General features: G+C 63.7%; 15 protein-coding genes. 12 read left to right on the top strand and 3 right to left on the bottom strand.

Features of this window, described 5'->3' with window-relative positions:
* Positions 1-34 precede the first annotated feature (34 nt).
* The gene (locus tag ACE3TQ_RS00310; protein ID WP_374579893.1) at positions 35-2,515 is read left to right on the top strand and encodes a TonB-dependent receptor plug domain-containing protein; all 2,481 of its coding nucleotides are present in this window, start codon (positions 35-37) and stop codon (positions 2,513-2,515) included.
* Positions 2,516-2,585: 70 nt separating this feature from the next.
* Here the strand turns inward: ACE3TQ_RS00310 and ACE3TQ_RS00305 are convergent, their stop codons facing one another.
* A complete protein-coding gene (locus ACE3TQ_RS00305; RefSeq protein WP_374579892.1) occupies positions 2,586-3,047 on the bottom strand; it encodes a rhodanese-like domain-containing protein in 462 nt (153 codons plus the stop codon).
* Between the two features lie 217 nt (positions 3,048-3,264).
* Here ACE3TQ_RS00305 and glnA point away from each other — a divergent pair, with 217 nt between their 5' ends.
* From glnA to ACE3TQ_RS00270, 7 genes are all read left to right on the top strand, one after another.
* A complete protein-coding gene (gene glnA, locus ACE3TQ_RS00300) occupies positions 3,265-4,680 on the top strand; it encodes a type I glutamate--ammonia ligase (protein ID WP_374579891.1) in 1,416 nt (471 codons plus the stop codon).
* A 98-nt stretch (positions 4,681-4,778) separates the two neighbouring features.
* Positions 4,779-5,273 carry a DUF4124 domain-containing protein gene (locus ACE3TQ_RS00295; RefSeq protein WP_374579890.1) on the top strand — a complete coding sequence of 165 codons (495 nt, stop codon included), beginning with the start codon at positions 4,779-4,781 and terminating at the stop codon, positions 5,271-5,273.
* Positions 5,270-6,361, top strand: coding sequence for a nitrogen regulation protein NR(II) (gene glnL, locus ACE3TQ_RS00290; RefSeq protein ID WP_374579889.1), 1,092 nt, complete (start codon positions 5,270-5,272; stop codon positions 6,359-6,361). Before ACE3TQ_RS00295 ends, glnL begins: the two co-directional genes overlap by 4 nt.
* A 10-nt stretch (positions 6,362-6,371) precedes the next feature.
* Positions 6,372-7,874 (top strand): nitrogen regulation protein NR(I), encoded by a 1,503-nt coding sequence (gene ntrC, locus ACE3TQ_RS00285; protein ID WP_374579888.1) that lies wholly within the window; start codon positions 6,372-6,374, stop codon positions 7,872-7,874.
* Between the two features lie 220 nt (positions 7,875-8,094).
* Positions 8,095-9,063, top strand: coding sequence for a magnesium/cobalt transporter CorA (gene corA, locus ACE3TQ_RS00280; protein ID WP_374579887.1), 969 nt, complete (start codon positions 8,095-8,097; stop codon positions 9,061-9,063).
* A 57-nt stretch (positions 9,064-9,120) separates the two neighbouring features.
* Positions 9,121-10,647, top strand: coding sequence for an HD domain-containing phosphohydrolase (locus tag ACE3TQ_RS00275; protein ID WP_374579886.1), 1,527 nt, complete (start codon positions 9,121-9,123; stop codon positions 10,645-10,647).
* A 9-nt stretch (positions 10,648-10,656) separates the two neighbouring features.
* The gene (locus tag ACE3TQ_RS00270; RefSeq protein ID WP_374579885.1) at positions 10,657-12,003 is read left to right on the top strand and encodes a sensor histidine kinase; all 1,347 of its coding nucleotides are present in this window, start codon (positions 10,657-10,659) and stop codon (positions 12,001-12,003) included.
* Here the strand turns inward: ACE3TQ_RS00270 and ACE3TQ_RS00265 are convergent.
* The gene (locus tag ACE3TQ_RS00265) at positions 11,975-13,612 is read right to left on the bottom strand and encodes an NAD(P)/FAD-dependent oxidoreductase (protein WP_374579884.1); all 1,638 of its coding nucleotides are present in this window, start codon (positions 13,610-13,612) and stop codon (positions 11,975-11,977) included. The two genes, ACE3TQ_RS00270 and ACE3TQ_RS00265, sit on opposite strands and share 29 nt — an antisense overlap.
* 690 nt (positions 13,613-14,302) lie before the next feature.
* Here ACE3TQ_RS00265 and ACE3TQ_RS00260 point away from each other — a divergent pair.
* Positions 14,303-17,299, top strand: coding sequence for a carboxypeptidase regulatory-like domain-containing protein (locus ACE3TQ_RS00260; RefSeq protein ID WP_374579883.1), 2,997 nt, complete (start codon positions 14,303-14,305; stop codon positions 17,297-17,299).
* Between the two features lie 250 nt (positions 17,300-17,549).
* On the top strand, positions 17,550-20,339 hold the full coding sequence (locus ACE3TQ_RS00255; RefSeq protein ID WP_374579882.1) for a TonB-dependent receptor: 2,790 nt from the start codon (positions 17,550-17,552) through the stop codon (positions 20,337-20,339).
* Between the two features lie 72 nt (positions 20,340-20,411).
* On the opposite strand, the gene ACE3TQ_RS00250 is transcribed toward ACE3TQ_RS00255, so the two are convergent.
* Complete coding sequence (locus ACE3TQ_RS00250; RefSeq protein WP_374579881.1) at positions 20,412-21,137, bottom strand: 16S rRNA (uracil(1498)-N(3))-methyltransferase; 726 nt, start codon at positions 21,135-21,137, stop codon at positions 20,412-20,414.
* A gap of 124 nt (positions 21,138-21,261) precedes the next feature.
* Here ACE3TQ_RS00250 and tkt point away from each other — a divergent pair, with 124 nt between their 5' ends.
* Positions 21,262-23,253 carry a transketolase gene (tkt, locus tag ACE3TQ_RS00245; RefSeq protein WP_374579880.1) on the top strand — a complete coding sequence of 664 codons (1,992 nt, stop codon included), beginning with the start codon at positions 21,262-21,264 and terminating at the stop codon, positions 23,251-23,253.
* Between the two features lie 24 nt (positions 23,254-23,277).
* Positions 23,278-24,288: a type I glyceraldehyde-3-phosphate dehydrogenase gene (gene gap, locus ACE3TQ_RS00240; protein WP_374579879.1), complete on the top strand. Its 1,011-nt coding sequence runs from the start codon at positions 23,278-23,280 to the stop codon at positions 24,286-24,288.
* Positions 24,289-24,349: the final 61 nt, after the last annotated feature.

Genomic DNA, 24,349 nt, shown 5'->3' with positions numbered 1-24,349 from the left:
GAGTGAAACTGGCTTAACTTTTCGGAGAACGCATATGCATAGAACCGTACCAAGGAAGCAGCTGCTCGCAGTCACCATCGCCTCGCTGTTCGCTACCAGCACCGCCTGGGCACAGGAAGCGCCCGCCGCGGAAAACTCCGCCACCGTCGTCGTTACCGGCACGCGCGTCTCGAACCGCACGGTGCTCGACACCACCGCGCCGGTGGACGTGATCAGCGCCGACGCCATCAAGAACAACGGCGTGCCCGAAATCACGCAGGCGCTGTCGGTGGCGCTGCCTTCGCTGAACTTCCCGCGCCCCGGCCTGGCCGACGGCACCGACACCATCCGCCCCGCCACCTTGCGCGGCCTGGCACCCGACCAGACCCTTGTGCTGGTCAACTCCAAGCGCCGCCACGCTTCCTCGCTGGTCAACCTGAACGGCACCATCGGCCGCGGTTCGGCGGCGGTGGATATGAACACCATCCCATCCGGCATCGTGAAGACCATCGAGGTGCTGCGCGATGGCGCCTCGGCGCAATATGGCTCGGATGCGATTGCCGGCGTGATCAACGTCCGCCTGCGCAATGACCGCACGGGCGGCGAGGCCAGCGTGAGCTACGGCCGCCGCGATACCGAGTATGAATTCAACCCGGGCGCACCGCCCGCCGGCGCCACCTGGGGCACGCAGAATTCGCGCGAGCGCAAGGACGGCAACACCGCCACCTTCAGCCTGTGGAAAGGCATGGAGCTGGGCGAGGCCGGCTTCCTGACGCTGGCGCTGGAGCGCAAGCGCCAGCACCACACCGAACGCTCGGGCTGGGACGTGCGCCAGCAGTACCCGCTGGTGAACGGCGCCTTCGATCCGCGCGAAGCGAATTTCAACCGCTTCAATGCCTGGTACGGCGAGCCGGAGCTGAAGCAGAATACCTTCTTCGCCAACGCCGGCTATGACCTGGCCGGTGGCGTCAAGCTGTATGGCTGGACCAGCTACCAGGGCCGCGATGGCCGCGGCGGCGGCTTCTTCCGCCGCGCCGTGCAGGAAACCAATACGATCGAGATCTACCCCAATGGCTACCTGCCGATCATCGCGCCGGAGGTGTCCGACTTCAGCGCGGCCTTCGGCGCCACCTGGACGGCGGGCGGCTGGGACATGGACAGCTCGCTCACCTACGGCGAGAACAAGATGGACTTCACCATCGAGAATACGCTGAACCGTTCGCTGGGACCGGCTTCCAAGACCGTGTTCGATGCCGGCGGTTTTGAGTACGACCAGCTGACGTTCAATTTGTCCGGGGTGCGGCAGTTCGAGGTGGGCCTGTCTTCGCCGCTTAACCTCGCAGTGGGCGCCGAAGCGCGGCGCGAGGGCTACGCGCTGCATGCCGGCGAACCGGACTCCTGGCGCAACGGCGGCGTGCTGCTGCCGGACGGCCGCAAGACCGCTTCGGGCGCGCAGGTGTTCCCGGGCTTCCAGCCGCGCGATGCGCGCGATGCCAGCCGCAGGGCGTATTCGGTGTATGCCGACGTCGAGGCCAACCTGAGCGCTGACTTGCTGGCATCGTTTGCTGTGCGCGGTGAACATTACTCCGACTTCGGCAACAACTGGTCGGGCAAGCTGGCGGCGCGCTACAACTTCACGCCGGCCTTTGCACTGCGCGGCTCGGTGCAGAACGGCTTCCGCGCGCCGTCGCCGCAGCAACAGTACTTCACATCGACCGCGATCAACTTCATCAACGGCGTCCCGTACGACATCACCACCTTCAAACCGAGCGATCCGGCGGCGGTGGCGCTTGGCGCCAAGCCGCTGGATGCGGAAAAGTCGACCAACTTCTCGCTGGGCGCGGTGGCCAAGGCGGGCAAGGCCAGCTTCACGCTCGACGCCTTCCAGATCAAGATCCGCGACCGCATCGTACTGTCGGAAAACCTGCTGCAGGCGAATGTGCGCAGCTACCTGGTGGCGCGCGGTTTCGACGATGGCGGGGCGCGCTTCTTCATCAACGGGGTCGATACCACCACGCGCGGCGTGGATGTGGTGGCGAACTATCCGTGGAATGCACCGGACTACGGCAGGTTTGACTTTACGCTGGCCGGCAACTACACCAAGACCGAAGTGACGCGGGTGCCGGTGACGGCGCAGCTGGCGGCCTTGAATCCGGCGCCGCCGCTGTTTGACCGGGTGAATGTGCTGACCTTTGAACACGGTACGCCGCAAACCAAGTTCACCGCCAGCGTCAACCACACGCTGGGCGCCTGGAGCGGCACCTTGCGCGCGACCCGCTATGGCAAGGTGCTGCAGCCGGGGACCACGGCTGCGCTGGACTTCTGGATGACAGCCAAGACTCTGGTCGACCTGGAAGGGCGCTACAAGCTCACCCAGCGCCTGACGGCGGCGCTGGGCGTGGAGAATATGTTCGACCAGTATCCGGATGCGTATCCGGCGGCGCTGAATGGGACGGGGAACGCGCCGTACTCCAACTATTCGCCGTTCGGGCGTAGCGGGCGGTTTGTTTATGCGCGGTTGAATTACGCGCTTTAAACCGATAAACCGGTGTCTGACCCGCAGGGTCAGACACCGCTATGCGGCGGCTGCGGGCCGAGGTTGCCGATCAGGCGCCGGCCCAGGGCAGGCCGGCCTTGCACCAGCCGCCCACGGTCTTGCGATGGCCGTTGGCGTCCTTGTCGCCTTCGAACCCCTCCAGGATGTCATAGCACTGGGTATAGCCCGCCTCGGTGGCGGCCTTGGCCGCGTGGCGCGAGCGCACGCCGGAGCGGCACAGGAAAACGATCACCGTCTCCTTGCCCGGCACCGCCGCTGCCAGCTGCCCCAGGAAATCCGGGTTCGGCGTGCCGCCCGGATACACATTCCACTGCACCGCCACATGCTGCTCGGCCGGGATCGACACCCGTCCCACCCAATCCCGTTCCGCGTTGGTGCGCACATCCACCAGGCGCACATGCGGGTCGCACTTCAGCAGCTCGTATGCCTCATGTGGGGTCACCGCACCGGCATAGGGCAGGGACGTGTCGCGTTTGCGTGCATGGTCGAGGATTTCAGGCTTGGAACTCATGTATTTTCCTTTATGATGACTGCACCACAACGATGCATTTGCACTAATCGGTGCGAAAATGCACCACAGTGGTGCGATAATCGGTAAACGCACCCGCATGGTGCGGCTTTCAGTCGTTCTTTGCAGGGATTTGGCTGGCATGATTTCTGCTTAATGTACCATCAGCGTTTGCCGCGCCCAAGAGGCAGCGGCAGTTTTTTCACTTAGGAGATATGCAATGGCAATGACCGCCGCAGACGTTCTGAAGATGGTAGCAGATCACGAAGTCAAGTTCGTGGACTTCCGTTTCGCCGATACCCGTGGTAAAGAACAGCACGTAACCGTGCCTGTATCCCATTTCGACATCGACAAATTTGAGTCGGGCCACGCCTTCGACGGTTCCTCGATCGCCGGCTGGAAGGGCATCGAAGCTTCGGACATGATCCTGCTGCCGGACCCGGCAACTGCCAATATCGACCCATTCTTCGAAGAAACCACCCTGTTCATGCAGTGCGACGTGATCGAACCGTCGGACGGCAAGGGCTACGACCGCGACCCACGCTCCATCGCCAAGCGCGCTGAAGCCTACCTGAAATCCTCCGGCCTGGGCGACACCGCCTATTTCGGCCCAGAGCCAGAATTCTTCATCTTCGACTCCGTGAAGTGGAAGATCGACATGTCCGGCGCCATGGTCAAGATCGACTCCGACGAAGCCTCCTGGTCGACCGACAAGGACATCGACGGCGGCAACTCCGGCCACCGTCCGACCGTGAAAGGCGGCTACTTCCCAGTGCCTCCAGTCGATTCCTTCCAGGACATGCGTTCCGAAATGTGCCTGATCCTGGAATCGATGGGCATCCCGGTCGAAGTGCACCACCACGAAGTGGCTGGCGCCGGCCAGAACGAAATCGGCACCAAGTTCTCGACCCTGGTTGAGCGCGCCGACTGGACCCAGAACCTGAAATACGTGGTGTGGAACGTAGCCCACTCCTACGGCAAGACCGCCACCTTCATGCCTAAGCCAGTCGTTGGCGATAACGGCTCCGGCATGCACGTGCACCAGTCGATCTGGAAAGACGGCAAGAACCTGTTCGCTGGCGACGGCTATGCCGGCCTGTCCGATTTCGCCCTGTACTACATCGGCGGCATCATCAAGCATGCCAAGGCGCTGAACGCGATCACCAACCCAGGCACCAACTCGTACAAGCGCCTGGTGCCAGGCTACGAAGCGCCTGTGAAGCTGGCTTACTCGGCACGCAACCGTTCCGCTTCGATCCGTATTCCGCACGTGGCCAATCCAAAAGGCCGCCGTATCGAAACCCGCTTCCCGGACCCGCTGGCCAACCCATACCTGTGCTTCGCAGCGCTGATGATGGCCGGCCTGGACGGCGTGCAGAACAAGATCCACCCAGGCGAAGCAGCGTCCAAAGACCTGTACCACCTGCCACCGGAAGAAGATGCACTGATCCCAACCGTGTGCGCATCGCTGGAAGAAGCGCTGGAGCACCTGAACAAAGACCGTGAGTTCCTGACCCGCGGCGGCGTGTTCACCGATTCGATGATCGATGCCTACATCGAACTGAAGATGACCGAAGTCACCCGCATGCGCCAGACCACCCACCCGGTCGAGTTCGACATGTACTACTCCCTGTAATCGGGGGCGGTTGCCGGCCTGGCCGGCAATCTGCAAGACGACGCGAGGTTGGCTGTTGCTTTCCTCGCGTTTTTTTTCGGATGTTGTATAGTCGCGGCATGAACACTCGCACTTTAGTACTGCAAGGGCTGGCGTTGCTGGCCGTGAGTGGCGCAGCGCAGGCGCAGCAAATTTTCCTCTGCGTGGATGCCGAAGGCCGCAAGGAGCTGACCGATACCCGCCGGGGGAAGAATTGCAAGCCGCTCGACCTGCCAGGCGCCGCGATCCCGGCGCCGGCGGCCACACCGGGCGCGCGCCGCAGCACTGCGCCGGCCGCACCGGCCGTGGCGCCGGCTAACTTCCCGCGCGTCGACAGCGCCGAGCAGAAGGCGCGCGACGCCGACCGCCGCGCCATCCTGACCGAAGAACTCAACACCGAAAGCCGTAAGCTGGCCGATTTGCGCAAGGAGTTCAACAACGGCGAGCCCGAACGCCGGGCCGACGAGCGCAATGCCGCCAAATACCAGGAGCGCGTCGCTGGCCTGAAGGACAGCATCGCGCGTTCGGAACAGAATGTGGAAGCGCTCAAGCGCGAATTAGCCAATATCAAATGATCCCAGACAGCCCTGCCAGTATCCGGCCCGCTGCACTGGCAGGGCTGGACCTGCTGGCGTCGGCCGTCGTCCTCGTCGATGGCGGCGGGCACATCGTGTATGTCAACGCGGCCGGCGAGAACCTGCTGGAATCCTCGCTCAAGGCGCTGGCGCGCCAGCAACTGGGCGCCCTGTTCGCCGCCCCGCAGGAGCTGGAGCACATCGTGGCCCAGGCGCGCGAGCACAAGTTCTCCGACGTGCGCCAGGAGCTGGTGCTGGAGCGCGCCGGGCGCGAGGCGCTGCACGTGCACCTGATCGCCAGCGCGCTCGACCAGCCGGACGGCGCGGTGCTGATCGAGCTGCGCGAAATCGTGCAGCAGATGAAGCAGGACCGCGAAGAGCGCCTGCTCGACCAGAGCCAGGTCAACAAGGAGCTGATCCGCAACCTGGCGCATGAGATCAAGAACCCGCTGGGCGGCATCCGCGGCGCGGCCCAGCTGCTGGAGATGGAGCTGCCGCCGCTGCACCTGACCCAGCTGCGCGAATACACCCAGGTCATCATCAAGGAAGCGGACCGCCTGCAGACGCTGGTGGACCGCCTGCTGGCGCCGCACCGCCGGCCGCACATCGTGGGCGACGTCAACATCCACGAAGTGCTGGAGCGCGTGCGCTCGCTGATCCTGGCCGAGTTCCCGGTCGGCCTGACCATCCGGCGCGACTATGACGCCTCGCTGCCGGAGTTCCGTGGCGACAAGGAACAGCTGATCCAGGCCGTGCTCAACATTGCCCACAATGCCGCCCACGCCCTGGCCGCGCGCATCGAGCAGGGCGATGCCGAGATTGTTTTCCGCACCCGCGTGGCGCGCCAGATGACCCTGGCCAAGGTGCGCTATCAGCTGGCATTAGATTTGCATATCATCGATAACGGACCGGGCATCCCGCCCCAGATCCGCGACCGCATCTTCTACCCGCTGGTGTCGGGCCGGGATGGCGGCAGCGGCCTGGGCCTGACCTTGGCGCAAACCTTCGTGCAACAGCACATGGGCGTCATCGAATGCGAGAGCCGGCCCGGACTGACCGACTTCCGGATCTTATTGCCATTGCCTTGATATCACATACATGAAACCAATCTGGATAGTTGACGACGACGAATCGATCCGCTGGGTTCTGGAAAAAGCCTTAGCACGCGAAAACCTGGCCACCCGCAGTTTCGCCAACGCGCGCGACGCAGTGGCCGCGCTGGAACACGAGACGCCGCAGGTGCTGGTGTCCGACATCCGCATGCCGGGCGATTCCGGCCTCGACCTGCTGCAGCTGGTCAAGCAGCGCCATCCCGGCCTGCCGGTGATCATCATTACCGCCTTCTCCGACCTCGACTCGGCGGTGGCGGCCTTCCAGGGCGGCGCCTTCGAATACCTGGCCAAGCCCTTCGACATCGACAAGGCGGTCGAGCTGATCCGCCGCGCGCTGGACGAAAGCCTGCGCGAATCGAGCATCGAATCGGGGCCGGCCGACACGCCGGAAATCCTGGGCCAGGCGCCCGCCATGCAGGAAGTGTTCCGCGCCATCGGCCGCCTGTCGCAATCGAACGTGACGGTGCTGATCACCGGCGAATCGGGCACCGGCAAAGAGCTGGTGGCGCGCGCCCTGCACAAGCACAGCCCGCGCGCCGAGCAGCCCTTCATTGCCATCAACACGGCGGCCATCCCGAAAGACCTGCTCGAATCGGAACTGTTCGGCCACGAACGCGGCGCCTTCACCGGCGCCCAGACCACGCGCCGCGGCCGCTTCGAGCAGGCTGAAGGCGGCACCCTGTTCATGGACGAAATCGGCGACATGCCGTTCGACCTGCAGACGCGCCTGCTGCGCGTGCTGTCGGACGGCCACTTCTACCGTGTCGGCGGCCACTCGCCGCTGAAGGCCAATGTGCGCGTGATTACCGCCACCCACCAGAACCTGGAACAGCGCGTGCGCGACGGCCTGTTCCGCGAAGACTTGTACCACCGCCTGAACGTGATCCGCCTGCGCCTGCCCAGTTTGAGGGAGCGGCGCGAGGATATCCCCATCCTGGTGCGCCACTTCCTGGTGCAGAGCGCGCGCCAGCTGGGTGTGGAAGCCAAGCGCATGAGCGACGCCACGCTGGCCTTCCTGCAGCAGCTGGAGTTGCCGGGCAATGTGCGCCAGCTGGAAAACCTGTGCAACTGGATCACCGTAATGGCGCCGGGGCAGACGGTGGAGGTGAAGGATTTGCCGCTCGAGCTGACGCAGGGGCAGGGCGGCACTGGCACTGCGCAGACCGCGCCGGCCGCCGCCGCGCACGCGACGGAAAGTGCCATGCCGCAGCATCACGGGACCGTGCAGCCGCTGGCGCCACCGGCGCTGGCGTCCTCGCCCGAAGGCTGGCTCAGCCTGTTGGAGCTGCAGGCGGCGGGCATGCTGAGCAGCGGGCAGCAGGATGTGATGGATGTGCTGGGGCGGCAGTTTGAATCGGCCCTGATCCGCACTGCGCTCAAGTACACGCACGGGCGCAAGAACGATGCCGCGATCCGGCTCGGGATCGGGCGCAATACCATCACGCGCAAAATCGCCGAGCTGGGGATTGATGGCGCGAAGGACGATTGATCTCGGCTGCGAAATTCGGGGTCAGGTCTGACAATCGGACATTTTGCGGCTGCGAAATTCGGGGTCAGGTCTGACAATCGGACATTTTGCGGGCTTTGGCCACTGACTCCAGTTTGGCTCCGGGCCGCAAAATGTCCGATTGACAGACCTGACCCCGATGTCCGATTGACAGACCTGACCCCAATGCTATGCTGCTGGCTTGCAATAATAAGGAGCCTGCATGCTGATTAACTGCGTCGCCTACCAGGATGGGCGCAAGCTGGCTGATATCCCGGTGGCGGATATCAGCGATTTTGTGGCGCGCGACGATGCTTTCGTCTGGGTGGCGCTGCGCGATGCCTCGCCGGGCGAGCTGGCGGTGATGCAGGAGGAGTTCGGCCTGCACGAGCTGGCGGTGGAGGATGCCGGCCGCGGCCAGCAGCGCCCGAAGATCGAGGAGTACGGCGATTCCCTCTTCATCGTGGTGAAGATGCTGGAGCTGCGCGAGGGCGAGGAGCTGCACGTGGGCGAGGTCGATATCTTCGTCGGCACCAATTACGTGCTGTCCAACCGCTCCAATTCAACCCAGGACTTCCTCGGCGTGCGGGCGCGCGCCGAACGCGAGCCGCACCTGCTGCAGCAGGGCGCCGGCTTCGTGCTGTACGCCCTGATGGATGCCGTGGTCGACCGCTATTTCCCCATCATCGATGCGCTGGAAATGGAGCTGGAAAAGATCGAGGAGCGTATCTTCATCCCCGGCTCCCAGCGCGACAATATCGAGCGGCTGTACGAACTCAAGCGCAAAGTCATGCAGGTGCGCCATGCCGTGGTGCCGCTGCTGGAAGCGATCGGCAAGCTGCACGGCGGCCGCGTGCCCTCGGTCTGCCGCAATACCCAGGAGTATTTCCGCGACGTCCACGACCACCTGCTGCGCATCAGCGCCGCCCTCGATACCATGCGCGAAACAATCGGCACCGCGATCCAGGTCAACCTGTCGATGGTGGCGCTGGAGGAGGGCGAGGTCAACAAGCGCCTGGCGGCCTGGGCGGCCATTTTCGCCGTGCTGACCGCGTTTGCCGGCATCTGGGGCATGAATTTCAAGCACATGCCCGAGCTGGACTGGCGCTTCGGCTACCCGGCCGCCCTGACCCTGATGGCTGTTGTTTGCGGTTCGCTCTACCGCCGCTTTAAGAAGGCAGGCTGGTTATAGCAGTATATAATTTACAATAACCAACCTTTCATGGGGCCGGGCATGGTGGATGACGATATGTTGTTCGACGATGAGGAAACGCCGGCCCCGGCTGCGTCGGCGCCGCCATGGGATATCCTGGTCGTTGACGACGAGCAAGCCGTGCACCAGGTCACCGAGCTGGTGATGTCGGATTTCGAGTTCGACGGCCGCCGCGTGCGTTTCACCCACTGCTATTCCGGCGCCGAAGCGCGCGGCCAGCTCACCGAGCCGGGCAGATTCGCCCTGGTCCTGCTGGACGTGGTGATGGAGTCCGAGCATGCCGGCCTGGAACTGGTGCGCTACATCCGCGAGGAGCTGGGCGACCGCAATGTGCGCATCGTGCTGCGCACCGGCCAGCCGGGCCAGGCGCCGCAGGCGCTGGTGCTGAAAACCTACGATATCAACGATTACCGCGAAAAAACCGAGCTCACGCACGCCAAGCTCAGCACCGTGTTCTATTCCGGCCTGCGCGCCTACCGCGACCTGATGCGGCTGGAGCGCGCACGGCAGGGCCTGCGCCGCTCGATCGACGCCATCACCCAGGTGTGCGATTCGGACAACCTGCGCCATTTCTGCTCCGCTGTGCTGGACCAGGCCTCGGCCCTGCTCGGGCATGCGGCGGAAGGCGTCTGCGCCAGCCGCCTGAACGCCTACGCGGCGGCGCGCCAGCCGGGCCGCCTGCAAGTGCTGGCCGTGACGCCGGCCTACGCTGGCCTGCAGCCGGAGGAGACCCTGGAGCATCTGCCGCCGCCGGTGCGCGACGCCTTCCTGCGTTGCATGGCCGAGCAGGCCGACCATTACGGCCCCCTGTACTACGCCTGCTATTACCGCACGCGCGACGGCAATGAGAGCCTGCTGTACATGTCCTTCAGCGAGCCGGTCGAGGAGGCGGAGCGCGAGCTGCTCGGCATGTTCTCGGCCAATGTCGCCATCACCTACGAAAAACTGCTGGCGCGCGAGGAAGCGGAAGCGACCCAGGCCGCCATCATCCACATCCTGGGCGAAGCGCTGGAAAGCCGCTCGGCCGCGTCCGGCGGCCACGTCGAGCGCGTGGGCGAGATCGCCGCCATGCTGGCGCAGGCGGTCGACATGCCGGCCGGCGCCGTGCGCCAGCTGCGCCAGGCCGCGCCCTTGCACGATATCGGTCACGCCGGCATCCCGGACGCCATCCTCAACCAGCCCGGCCCGCTCGATGCCGCGCAGCGCGCGCGCATGCAGGGCCACAGCGATATCGGCTGGCAAATGCTGTCGCGCTCGCAGCAGCCGGTGCTGAAGCTGGCGGCGCGCATCGCCCACGAACACCATGAGCGCTGGGATGGCGCCGGCTACCCGCAAGGCTTGCGCGGTGCCGATATCAGCCTGGCCGCGCGCATCACGGCGCTGGCCGATTTTGTCGACGCCATGGTCAGCCCGCGCTGCTACCGCCCGCCGCACACCCTGCAGCACGCGCTGGATGAAGTGCGCGAAGGCAGCGGCAGCCGCTTCGACCCGGCGCTGGCCAGCCTGCTGCTGCAGAACACCGATTACTTGCACAACCTTTACCGGCGCCATCCGCCGACGTAGGAGCCTGCCATGCAATTATTCGATGCCAATGACGCGCGCATCCTGGCCGAGGCGGCGTTGCGCTCGATTACCGATTCCACCGCGCGCGCGCGCGGCGACGAATTCTTCCGCGTGCTGGTGCGCGACCTGGCGGCGGCGCTGGATGTGACCTATGTGATCGCCGGCCGCGTGATTCGCATGCCCGACGGGCACGAGGGCATCCGCACCCTGTCGGTATGGGGCGGCGACGGCTTCCTGCCGAATATGGATTACAGCCTGGAGCACACGCCTTGCCAGGACGTGACGTGCCAGACCATGTGCTTCCACGGCAGCGGCATCCAGCGCGACTACCCGCTCGATACGCTGCTGGTCGACATGCGGGCGGAAAGCTATGTCGGCATGCCCATGGTCGATACCGAAGGCAAGACGCTGGGCATCCTGTCGGCCATCGACACCAAGCCGATCGACGAGAACAAACGCCTGCTGGCGCTGTCGCTGCTGTCAATCTTCACCGCGCGCGCAGCGGCCGAACTGCAGCACCAGGACCGCGAGCACATGCTGGAGGAGAAAGTGGAACGCCGTACCGAGGCCTTGCGTGCGGCGCAGGCCAGCCTGGTGGAGCAGGAAAAACTGGCGGCGCTCGGTTCGCTGGTGGCGGGCGTGGCGCATGAGGTGAATACGCCGGTTGGCGTGGCATTGACGGCCGCCTCGGCCATGAGCAGCTACACCGGTCAGCTGGTGCAGGCGCTGGAAGCGCCCAAGGTCAGCCGTTCGGACCTGGTCAACCTGGCGGCGCGCCTGAACGATGCGGCCGCCCTGATCGAGCAGAACCTGCACCGCGCCGCTGGGCTGATCGGCAATTTCAAGCAGCTGGCGGTGGACCAGGGCACCGAGCATGTCAGCACGCTGGCGCTGGCCGATTATGTGCAAGGTGTGGTGTCGGCCCACAGCCCGGAGCTGCGCAAGGCGGGCATCAAAGTGACAGTCGAGATCGACCCGCTACTGCGGCCGCGCCTGCCGCCCGGGAAGTTCTCGCAAGTGCTGTCCAACCTGCTGATGAACGCCGCGCGCCACGCCTATCCGGACGGGCGGGGTGGCCCGGTCCTGGTCAGCGCGGCGGCGGCGGACGGCTGGCTCGACATGCATTTCACCGACCAGGGCGTGGGCCTGGCGCCGGGCGTGCGCGACAAGATTTACGAACCGTTCTTCACCACCAAGCGCGGGCAGGGCGGTTCCGGGCTCGGCATGCATATCGTGTACACCATCATGCAGCAGATGGGCGGCAGCGTGGACGTGCACAGCAAGCCCGGCGAGGGCTGCCGCTTCCACCTGCACCTGCCGCTCGAGGTCAGGACTGCTTGTCCACCGCCTGCATAGACAGCGCCACCGCTTCCGCCACCTTGATGCCGTCGACGCCGGCCGACAGGATGCCGCCGGCATAGCCGGCGCCTTCGCCGGCCGGGAACAGGCCGCGTGTGTTCAGGCTTTGCAGGTCGTCGTTGTTGCGCTTGATGCGGATCGGCGACGAGGTGCGGGTTTCCAGGCCGGTCAGCACGGCGTCGTGCTTGAAGTAACCCTTGACCTGCTTGTCGAAGGCCGGGAAGGCTTCGCGCAGCGCCACCACGGCGTACTCCGGCAGGATGGTGGCCAGGTCGGTCCAGGTGATGCCGGGCTTGAAGGAAGGGATCACGCCGCCCACGTCGGTGGATGGCACGCCGGCCACGAAGTCGCCCATCAGCTGGCCCGGCGCATTGTAGTTTTCGCCGCCCAGCTTGAAGGCTTTTTCTTCCAGCTCGCGCTGCAGGGCGATGCCGGCCAGCGGATGGCCCGGGTAATCGACTTCCGGGCTGATCGACACCACGATGGCGCTGTTGGCATTGCGCTCGGCGCGCGAGTACTGCGACATGCCGTTGGTGACCACGCGGCCCGGCTCGGAGGCCGCCGCCACCACGGTGCCGCCCGGGCACATGCAGAAGCTGTACACGGCGCGGCCATTGCTGGCGTGGTGCACCAGCTTGTAGTCGGCGGCACCCAGGATCGGGTGGCCGGCGTTCGGGCCGAAGCGGCACTGGTCGATCAGCGACTGCGGGTGCTCGACGCGGAAGCCGATCGAGAACGGCTTGGCTTCCACGTACACGCCGCGTTCGTACAGTTTCTCGAAGGTGTCGCGCGAGCTGTGGCCGATGGCCAGCACCACGTGGCTCGCTTCCAGGTACTCGCCGCTGGCCAGGTGCAGGCCGCGCATCTGGCGCACGCCGTTTTCCTCGCGGATGTCGAAGTCGGTCACGCGCTGCTCGAAGCGGATTTCGCCACCCAGGGACTGGATTTCCTCGCGCATGTTTTCCACCATCTTCACCAGGCGGAAGGTGCCGATGTGCGGCTTGCTGACGTAGACGATTTCTTCCGGCGCACCGGATTTGACGAACTCGGTCAGCACCTTGCGGCCATAGTGTTTCGGGTCGCTGATCTGGCTGTACAGTTTGCCGTCCGAGAAGGTGCCGGCGCCGCCTTCGCCGAACTGCACGTTCGATTCGGGATTCAGCTGGCGCTTGCGCCAGAAGCCGAAGGTGTCCTTGGTGCGCTCGCGCACGGTCTTGCCGCGCTCGAGGATGATCGGTTTCAGGCCCATCTGGGCCAGGATCAGGCCGGCGAACAGGCCGCACGGACCCATGCCGATGACCACCGGGCGCGGCTGCTTGCCGGCGGCATTCACGCCCTGCGCCACGAACTTGTAGGCCATGTCGGGCGAGGGCATCAGGTGCTTGTCGTCGCTGCGGCGCGCCAGGATGCCGGCGTCGTCCGTGGTTTCCACGTCGACCGAATAGATCAGGAAGATGTTGGCCTTCTTGCGCGCGTCATAACTGCGCTTATAGACGGTAAAGCCCAGCATTTGCTCCGGAGAAATCTTCAGGCGCGCCAGGATGGCCTGGGCCAGTTCCGGTTCCGCGTGGTTGAGTGGAAGCTTGATTTCGTTCAGTCGCAACATGGTGATCTTTCTCGGCAGGATGGGGCGCGCAACGGGCCCAAAGGCGACATTCTACCCGCTTTCCCCGGTTGTATAAACGCAACGGCGGCGCGCCCGCCAGCGCTGAAAAGTCATTTATTGCTGTACTTTCTCCGCCGGCGATGTAATAGTTGCTCAGGGTCATTGCACCAGCCTGGTGCGCTAATTATTAATAAAATAATGCCCCCCTTCCGGAAAACTTAATTCAGCATTCGCCTGAATTAATGCCGATAATTCAGAAATTGTTTTTCTGAATTATTTACTATCACTATCCTTCCATTTGCAGCTTTCATAAGGGAAGCCCCTGCATTGTCACGAATTGTATCGAACTGCTTCTATCTTTGTACAACTTCGCCCGTCCAAAGTGTTGTGTTTTATTAATATTGGCCTGTTATTCATTGACTGAATAGTATTTGGCGTGATTCCATACAGCAGCTGCAATCAATTCAACCGTGAATGATCGCAGCGCTCGCAGTTTGCGAGGCAGCATTAAGGTAGTAGTCGGGAAATAATGATAAATCAATGCTGGCACGTGGCCGGTGGGACCACCAGTTGCATGCTTGAACCTGCTTACTTTAGGAACTGAAAATGTTGAGAAAAACTGTAATTGCACGTGCCTTGACCCTGGCATTTGCCACGGGCGCCGTGGGGGTGGCCGTGATGGAGCCAGCAATGGCTCAGTCGAACGCGTCCGGTAACATCTACGGCCAGGTCGATTCGCCAGCCGGTGCAACCATCGTGGTGCACAACAAGGAAACTGGCCAGAAGCGTTCCATTTCGCCGGAAGCGAATGGGCGCTACCAGTTCACCGCACTGCCAGTGGGTACCTACAAGGTGGAACTGGTACGCGATGGCAAAGTTGTTAATACCTCCGAGGTACAGGTGAACATCGGTCAGGGTACCGACGCATCCTTCACCGCCACCTCGATCGCCAAGGTGCAGATTACCGGCACCCGCAGCCGTATCGACGTATCGAACACCAACAGCGGCGCCACCTTCTCCGCGCGCGAACTGGCCAAGCTGCCAGTGACGCCAACCGTGGCATCGATCATCCAGCTGGCACCGAACACCACCCGCGGCGACTCCCGCTACGGCGACAGCAACGCGCCTTCCTTCGGCGGCTCCGCGGCATCCGAGAACGCGTTCTACATCAACGGTTTCCCAATCACCAACGTGCTGTTCCAGGTCGGTTCCTCCGAACTGCCATTCGGCTCGATCGCCCAGGCACAGGTGCTGACCGGCGGCTTCGGTGCGGAATTCGGCCGTTCCACCGGCGGTGTGGTGAATATCTCGACCAAGCGCGGTACCAACACCTGGGAAGTCGGCGGCAGCATGAGCTGGGAGCCGGATTCCCTGCGCTCGACCCCGAAAAACATTTACTACGCGAAGACCGGCGCGCCTGAGAATGCGGCGACCGACGGCAAGCTGTACACCTATCTGGCCGGCGACAAGATCGAGCGCAAGATTGGCAGCCTGTACGTTGGCGGCCCGCTGATCAAGGACACCCTGTTCATGTACGCCAACGTTGAGCGTACCCGCCGCAACATCGAAACCGTCCGCGTGAACGCCGACAGCGCTGCTGCGTCGACCACCGGCTGGCAAGAGAACCGCGAGCGCATCGGCCGCGCCCTGGTGAAAGTCGACTGGAACATCAACGACGACCACCGTCTGGAAGCCACCTATATCGACGACAAGCCGGAATCGGATCGTAAGTACTACGCCTTCAACTACAAGGACACTCCGGTCAACGGCCTGGCGCCGCTGGCGCACGGCACCACCGTCAACGGCGGCGCGCACTACGAGAGCTATGGCCCAACCCCGATCGCAGCCCGCGTTGGTGCAGAGATCAAGATCCTGAACTATACCGGCAACCTGTCGGAGAACGTCACCCTGACCGCCATGCTCGGTAGCAGCCGGACCGATCACGTCTACACCCCGCTGAACTACAACCCGAATGTGCTGCAGGTGACGGCACCGGCCAGCGCCCAGGTGCCAGGCTTTAACTATGTCAACAGCCAGCAGAACACCACCGGTAACATCCTGACCCCAGGTGCCAACGACAAGCAGGAAGTGAAGGCGCTGAACCTGCAGTGGAAAGCAGGCGACCACACCATCCGCGTCGGTATGGACAAGAACGACATCTCGTCCAAAGCCGGTACCAGCCGTGCTGGTGGCGGTACCTGGCAATACGGCAAGGCAACTGACCCGAACATCGCCATCGGCCCAGGCATCCGCGCTCCAGCCAGCAATGGCGGCCTGGGTACCCAGGGTTACTACGTGCAGCGTGTGAAGGTGTCCGGCGTGTCGACCCCGTCCGTGGAACAGGCAGCGCAGTACATCGAAGACGCATGGCAAGTCAGCAAGAACATCCTGATCAAGGCCGGCCTGCGTAACGAACAGTTCACCAACTTCAACGGTGACAACCAGGCTTATGTGTCGCAGCGTCACCAGCTGGCCCCACGCCTGGGCGCTACCTGGGACATGAACGGCGACAACTCGATGAAGGTGTTCGGTAACCTCGGCCGCTACCATCTGCAGATGCCAACCAACGTCGCCGTGCGCGCCGCCGGTGCATCGCTGTTCACCCGCGAGTACTTCACCTACTCCGGCACCGAAGCAGGCAGCGCTGCGCCGACCGGCCTGGTGCCACTGAGCGGTGTGACCTCGACCAACAACGAGTTCGGCCAGTCGAAAGACCCACGTACCGTTGCTGCGCAGGACATGAAGGCCCTGTACCAGGATGAACTGATCGCCGGCTTCGAGCGCGCCCACTCGCCTGACCTGAACTACGGCGCCAAGTTCACCTACCGTAAGCTGCGTTCGACCATTGACGATACCTGCGACCAGCGTCCATTCGACGCCTGGGCGGCACGTAACGGCGTGGATTCCTCGCACTACTCCTTCCCTTGCGCACTGTTCAATCCAGGCCGCGACAACACCTTCATGATCGACTTCGCCGGCGACGGCCGTCTGACCAAGGTGCACCTGACCGCTGCCGAGATGGGCTTCCCGAAAGTGAAGCGTACCTACACCGCACTGGACCTGTTCGCGGAACACCCACTGCGTAACGGCTGGTACGGCAAGGTGAACTACACCCTGTCGCGCAATGCGGGTAACACCGAAGGCCAGACCCGTTCCGACTCCGGCCAGGCTGACGTGGCAACCACCGCCGTGTTCGACCATCCGGAACTGTCGCTGTACGCCGACGGCCTGCTGCCGAACGATCGTAAGCACCAGCTGAAGGCTTACGGCTTCTACCAGGTCACTCCGGAGATCAACGTGGGCGCCAACTTCCTGCTGGCTTCCGGCCGTCCGAAGAACTGTATCGGTAACCTGCCGCCAAGCTTCGACCCGGCAACCAACCCAGCAGTGCAGTACAACTCGTCGTTCTTCTTCTGCGATGGCAAGCCTGCTCCACGTGGTTCCCGCGGCCGCATGCCGACCGACAACCGCCTGGACATGAACTTCGTGTACTCGCCATCCTACGTCAAGGGCCTGAGCCTGAAGGTTGATGTATTCAACATCCTCAACCGCCAGATCGCTCAGAACATGACCGAAGAGTACAACACCGACAGCGCCACCACTGTCAACGCCCTGTACGGCAACGTGCTGAGCTACACCGCTCCACGCACCATCAAGCTGACTGCAGAGTACAACTACCGCTTCTGATCGTTTGAGCTGAAGTGAAAAAACCGCTGCGCAAGCAGCGGTTTTTTTTTGCGCATGCGAAAGGCGCCTGGCAGCGCCGCTTAGCATTCGTGGCGCGCGCGCCATAGCGGATAGGCAGATCCGTCCAGGCGGCGCGGCGACTCCGGCACAACCTCCAATCAGCCGTTGTTCCTTGTTGTAACGACATGCTTTGATGGCAAGGCCGCACATCGCGGCTAACAACAATCAGAGAGTCAAAGAGGAAACGACAATGAAAGAAACCATCCTGTCGCGCTCAGTGCGGCTGATGTTCGCGGTCGGCGTGGGCCTGTCGGCCCAGCAGGCCCTGGCTGAGGAAAATATCCAGCGCGTTGAAATCACCGGTTCGGCCATCAAGCGCGTGGCCATTGAGGGCGCGCTGCCGGTGCAGACCTTGTCCAAGGCGCAGATCGAACAAACCGGCGCCAACACCGTGGCCGACCTGGTGGCCACGCTGCCTTCGATGCAGGGCTTCGTGACCGCATCCACCTCGATCAACGGCGGCGGCGGCGGCGTGCAGACCGCCTCCGTGCACGCGATCGGCTCCGGCTATACCCTGGTGCTGCTGAATGGGCGCCGCATTGCGCCGTACAGCTCCGGGTCCGCCGTCAACCTGGCGTCGATCCCGCTGGCGGCGGTGGAGCGGGTCGAGATCCTGACCGACGGCGCCTCCGCGCTGTATGGTTCCGATGCGATTGCCGGCGTGGTCAACTTCATCCTGAAGAAGAACCAGACCGATGCCAATCTTGAACTGACCTACAACCGCCCGACCAAGGGCAGCGCCGGCGCCACCACCAATGTCGCGCTGTCCAAGGGCTTCGGCGACCTCGAGAGCGATGGCTTCAATGTGCTGCTGGCTTACAGCCACGATACGCAGAAGGAGCTGAACGCCAGCCAGCGCCGCTTTGCCGCGCCCGGCGGCGTGCATGCTTTCGAAGAGGGGGGCAAGCGTTATGAGCTGTACCAGCTGTCCGGCAACTCGATCCCCGGCAACGTCACGGTGCGTACCGCCAACGGCAACCCCGCCTTCAACCCGAGCCTGGTCACCAGCGGCAAGTGCGGCGCGGCCAATACCTTCCAGGTCGGCAACCGCTGCCTGTACAACTACGGCGCCGTGGTGGAACTGCTGCCGGAAATGAAGCGCGACGGCCTGTTCGGTTCCACCAACATCAAGCTGGGCAGCGACTGGACCTTCTTCGCCGAAGGCCTGTATTCCAAGTTCACCAGCACGGCACGCTATGCGCCGCCGGCGCAGCCGCTGTCGCTGAACATCAATTCGCCGCTGTACAAGGCGCACGTGGTGCCGGCCCTGGTCAAGCTCGGCATCGACCCCGCGTCCGTCAACTCCGCCACCATGTCGCTGCGCCTGGTCGATGCCGGCGGCCGCACCGACGACTGGAAGACCGATGCCAAGCACCTGGCCTTCGGCCTGCGCGGCGCGCAGTGGGGCTGGGACCTGGAAGCGGCCTTCACCCATTCGGCCAGCACGGCCGCCGACCATGCGGTGGCGGGCTACACCTCGAGCGACAAGCTGGATGCGCTGATGGCGGCCGGCACCTACAACCCCTTCATCGTGCCGACGGCGGAAACCCGCGCCGCGCTGTCTTCCGCCGTGCTGCACCAGCAGCTCGATGAAACCCGTTCCAGCCTGAACGTGCTGAACCTGCGCGGCTCGCGCGAAGTGTTCCAGGCGCCTGGCGGCGCGGCCATGCTGGCGCTGGGCGGCGACGTGATGCGCCAGAAGTATGTCTACGACCCGAGCGCGATCACCATGGGCGCCAACAGCCTGCAGCCGAATTTCACCGACAGCCCGATCGGCGGCATCCAGGGTTCGTTCCCGACCGATGCCACGCGCAAGAGCTGGGGCGCCTTTGCCGAGCTGGTGGTGCCGGTGGTGAAGGGGCTGGAGGTGACGGCCGACCTGCGCTACGACAGCTATGACGCGGTCAAGGACAAGATGAACTTCGACTCCGCCGGCAAGCTGGTGGCGCCCGCGGTGAAAGGCAATGAGGCCAGCAAGAGCACGTACAAGCTGGCGGCGGCCTGGCGCCCGAGCGACAGCATGCTGCTGCGCGGCTCCTACGGCACCGGCTTCAAGGCGCCGGTGCTGACCGACATCACCAACCCGCTGCAGGGCGGCGGCGTGGCCAATGCCCACCCATGCCCGATCACGTCCGGCCCGCTGCTGACGCTGTGTGACGGGACCAAGGAATACAACCTGCTAAACGGCGGCAATCCTTACACCGGCGCGGCAGGCCTGAAGCCGGAAACCTCAAAGCAGGCGTCGCTTGGCCTGCGCGTGGAACCGAGCAAGAACCTGTCGCTCGGCCTTGACCTGTGGGATGTGAAGATCAAGGACCAGATCTCCAAGCTGCCCGAAAATGAAGTGTTCGGCAACCCGGCCAAGTATATGGGCCTGTTCGTTTCCTACTACGACCCGATCCAGAAGGAGAATGTGCTGGCGGCCTCGCTGACGCCGTTCAACCTGGCCCGTTCGCACTATCGCGGCATCGACTGGGACCACACTTACCGCATGGGCAAGCTGAACTTCCACTGGACCGGTACCTATATGCTGAAGGCGGACTTCCAGACCCTGGCCACCGATCCGGTCGAGAACAGCGTGGGGCGCTTTGATTCGTACAACTCGGTGACGTTCCGCTGGATCAGCAAGCTGCAGATGGGCTGGAAGCAGTCGGACCGCCTGTCGCATTCGCTGACCGGGGTGTACAAGTCGGGCTACCACGATATGCCGATCGCGGCCAGCAGCCAGGCCGTGCGCGACGCGGCGGGCAACTTTGTTTCGCTGAGCCGCAAGGTGGACGATTACCTGGTGTGGGATTGGCAGACGCGCTTCAAGCTGAATCCCAGCCTGACCCTGACCGGCGGCGTGAAGAACCTGTTTGACCGCGAGCCGCCGTTCTCGCAGCGCATTGCGGGCGGCGGCAACCAGCTGGGGTATGACGGTCGGTACACCGATCCGCTGGGGCGCCAGCTGTATCTGGTTGCCGGGTACAAGTTCTAAAAACCGCAGGGCGGGGGAGGAGAGTTGAGCAGACAGGGTCTGACCCTGCGGGTCAGACCCGGTTTTCCGGGTTTAAATCCCGCCCCAGGCCGCCGACAGGATCGATACCGCCGCCAGCGCCGCAGTCTCCGTGCGCAGCACGCGCGGTCCGATGGAAAGGGGCAGGGCGCCTTGCTTCAGCGCCTCGGCCTCCTCCTCATCCGAAAAACCGCCCTCCGGTCCCACCATGATGGTCAGTGCCTGCGCCGGCTGGTGGCGCGCCCAGCCAGCCAGCGACTCCGTGGCGCGCGGCGTCAGGATCACGCGCTTGTGCAACTCCTGGCGCCCGATCCAGTCGCGGAACTCGAGCGGCGGCGTGACGGCGGCCAGCCGGTTGCGTCCGCACTGCTCGGAAGCCGACACCACGATGCCATTCCAATGCTCCAGCTTCTTTTCCGCCCGCTCCGCCGACAGGCGCACCACGCAGCGCCGCGCCGCCAGCGGCTGGATGGCGGCCACGCCCAGTTCCACCGCCTTCTCGATAATCCAGTCCATCTTGGTGCCTTCCGGCAGGGCCTGCGCCAGGGTCACGGCAAACGGCAGCTCCACCTCGCGCGGCGCGAACAGCTTGATCTCGGCCCAGGCCTTTTTCTTTTGCACTTCTGTCAACACTGCCGTATACTCGCCGCCATCGCCGTTGAACAGGGTCAGCGTGTCGCCCGGTTCCATGCGCACCACGTTGATGTGGTGGGCAACGTCCGGCGGCAGTTCCAGTTGCTGACCGGCGGCAAGGGGTTGTGGCACGTGAAAACGGGGCATAAAGCTCTCAGGAAAGGTTGGAATGCACCAATTTTAAGCGCAGGTGTCACGCTCTGGTAAAATATCGGGTTCCAAACGCGGCCCTCGCCGCAGTGCACCAAATTCCAACCTTCCTCGATACACGATGAAAACTTCGCTCCCCTTCACCAAAATGGCCAACGCGATCCGCGCGCTGGCAATGGACGCTGTTCAGAAGGCCAATTCCGGCCACCCAGGCATGCCAATGGGCATGGCTGAGATCGCTGTAGCACTGTGGAGCGGTCATCACCGCCACAACCCGACCAACCCAGCCTGGGTCAACCGCGACCGCTTCCTGCTGTCGAACGGCCACGGCTCGATGCTGCATTACGCGCTGCTGCACCTGTCGGGTTACGACGTATCGATGGACGACCTGAAGGCCTTCCGCCAACTGCATTCCAAGACCCCGGGCCACCCGGAAGTGGGCTACACCCCAGGCGTGGAAACCACCACCGGCCCGCTGGGCCAGGGCATCGCCAACGCGGTCGGCATGGCGCTGGCTGAATGGCTGCTGGCTTCCGAATTCAACAAGCCTGGCTTCGACGTGGTCGACCACTACACCTACGCCTTCCTGGGCGACGGCTGCCTGATGGAAGGCATCTCGCACGAGGTCTGCTCGCTGGCCGGCACCCTGGGCCTGAAAAAACTGATCGCCCTGTACGACGACAACGGCATCTCCATCGACGGCAAGGTCGAAGGCTGGTTCACCGACGACACGCCGAAGCGTTTCGAAGCCTACGGCTGGAACGTGATCCGCAGCGTGGACGGCCACGACGTGGCAGCCGTTGTCGCCGCCATCGAAGCGGCCAAGAAGGCCGACAAGCCGACCCTGATCTGCTGCAAGACCATCATCGGCAAGGGCTCGCCTAACCTGCAGGGCGGCGACAAGGTGCACGGCGCACCGCTGGGCGACAAGGAAATCGCCGCAGTGCGTGAGTACATCTCCTGGGGCGCCGAGCCGTTCGACGTGCCGGCCGACGTGGCCGAGGCCTGGAACTTCAAGGAGCAGGGCGCCAAGTTCGAAGCGGACTGGAACGCCATGTTCGCCGAGTACAGCGCCAAATACCCGACCGAAGCTGCCGAACTGACCCGCCGCATGAAGGGCGAACTGCCAGGCAATTTCGAAGCGACCCTGCAGGCTGCCATCGCCTCCACCGTCGAGAAGAAAGAAACCATCGCCACCCGCAAGGCATCGCAGAACGCGATCCAGGCCCTGGCGCCGGTGCTGCCGGAATTCCTGGGCGGTTCGGCCGACCTGACCGGCTCCAACCTGACCAACTGGAAAGAGTGCATTGCCGTGCGTTCCGGCGTGCCAGGCAACCACATCAACTACGGCGTGCGTGAATTCGGCATGGCCGCGATCATGAACGGCGTCGCCCTGCACGGCGGCTACATCCCGTTCGGCGCCACCTTCCTGACCTTCGCCGACTACAGCCGCAACGCGCTGCGCATGGCCGCGCTGATGAAGCAGCGCTCGCTGTTCGTATTCACCCACGACTCGATCGGCCTGGGCGAAGACGGCCCGACCCACCAGTCGGTGGAACACGTGTCCTCGCTGCGCCTGATCCCTAACCTGGATAACTGGCGTCCGGCCGACACCACCGAATCGATGGTGGCATGGGGCGAGTCCATCAAGCGCGCCGACGGCCCGTCGACCCTGATCTTCTCGCGCCAGAACCTGCCGTTCATCGAGCGTTCCGCGCAGGCCATCGCCGACATCGCCAAGGGCGGCTACGTGCTGTCCGACGAGCCAGGCGCCAAGGCCATCCTGATCGCCACCGGTTCCGAAGTGGAACTGGCAATGAAAGCCGCCGCCGAACTGAAGGCCGCCGGCACCCCGGTGCGCGTGGTGTCCATGCCATCGACCGACGTGTTCGACCGCCAGGACGCTGCCTACAAGGCATCCGTGCTGACCAAGGGCCTGCCACGCGTGGCGATTGAAGCAGGCGTTACCGCTTTCTGGTACAAGTATGTGGGCCTGGAAGGCGCAGTTGTCGGTATCGACACCTTCGGCGAATCCGCGCCGGCCGGCGTGCTGTTCAAGCACTTCGGCTTCACGGTCGAGAATGTCGTGGCGAAGGTCAAAGCAGTCATCTAATTTCTATCATCAGGAGTAAACAGCATGACGATCAAAGTAGCAATCAACGGTTATGGCCGTATCGGCCGCAATATCCTGCGCGCTTTCTACGAAGGCGGCAAAAAGCAGGATATCCAGATCGTGGCAATTAACGACCTGGGCAATGCAGAGTCGAACGCCCACCTGACCCGCTACGACACCGCCCATGGCAAGTTCAACGGCACCGTCACCGTGGAAGGCGATCACATGATCGTCAACGGCGACAAGATCCGCGTCTTCGCGCAGCGCAACCCGGCAGAAATCCCATGGGGCGAGCTGGGCGTGGACGTCGTGCTGGAGTGCACCGGCTTCTTCACCACCAAGGAAAAAGCTTCGGCCCACCTGAAAGGCGGCGCCAAGAAGGTGATCATCTCCGCGCCAGGCGGCAAGGACGTTGACGCGACCGTCGTGTACGGCGTGAACCACGGCGTGCTGAAAGCTTCCGATACCGTGATCTCGAACGCTTCCTGCACCACCAACTGCCTGGCCCCGCTGGTCAAGCCGCTGAACGACGCCATCGGCCTGGAAACCGGCCTGATGACCACCGTGCACGCTTACACCAACGACCAGGTGCTGACCGACGTGATGCACGAAGACCTGCGCCGCGCCCGTTCCGCCACCCAGTCCATGATCCCGACCAAGACCGGCGCCGCCGCCGCGGTGGGCCTGGTGCTGCCAGAGCTGAACGGCAAGCTGGACGGCTACGCGATCCGCGTGCCGACCATCAACGTGTCCATCGTTGACCTGTCCTTCATCGCCAAGCGCGACACCACCGTGGAAGAGATCAACAAGATCATGAAGGAAGCCTCGGAAGGCGCCCTGAAAGGCGTGCTGACCTACAACACCGAGCCGCTGGTTTCCGTCGACTTCAACCACAACCCGGCTTCGTCGAACTTCGACGCCACCCTGACCAAGGTGTCGGGCAAGCTGGTCAAGGTATCGTCCTGGTACGACAACGAGTGGGGCTTCAGCAACCGCATGCTGGACACCACTGTGGCGCTGATGAACGCCAAGTAATTTCCGGCCTCGCCGATCCAAAGCGCCCTGCGGGGCGCTTTTTTATTGCGTGCTCGACTAA

The organism is Pseudoduganella sp., assembly GCF_041914865.1.
Lineage (GTDB): Bacteria > Pseudomonadota > Gammaproteobacteria > Burkholderiales > Burkholderiaceae_D > Rugamonas.
Note: the sequence above shows the minus strand (reverse complement) of the source record. Positions and strands in the feature narration are given on the sequence as shown.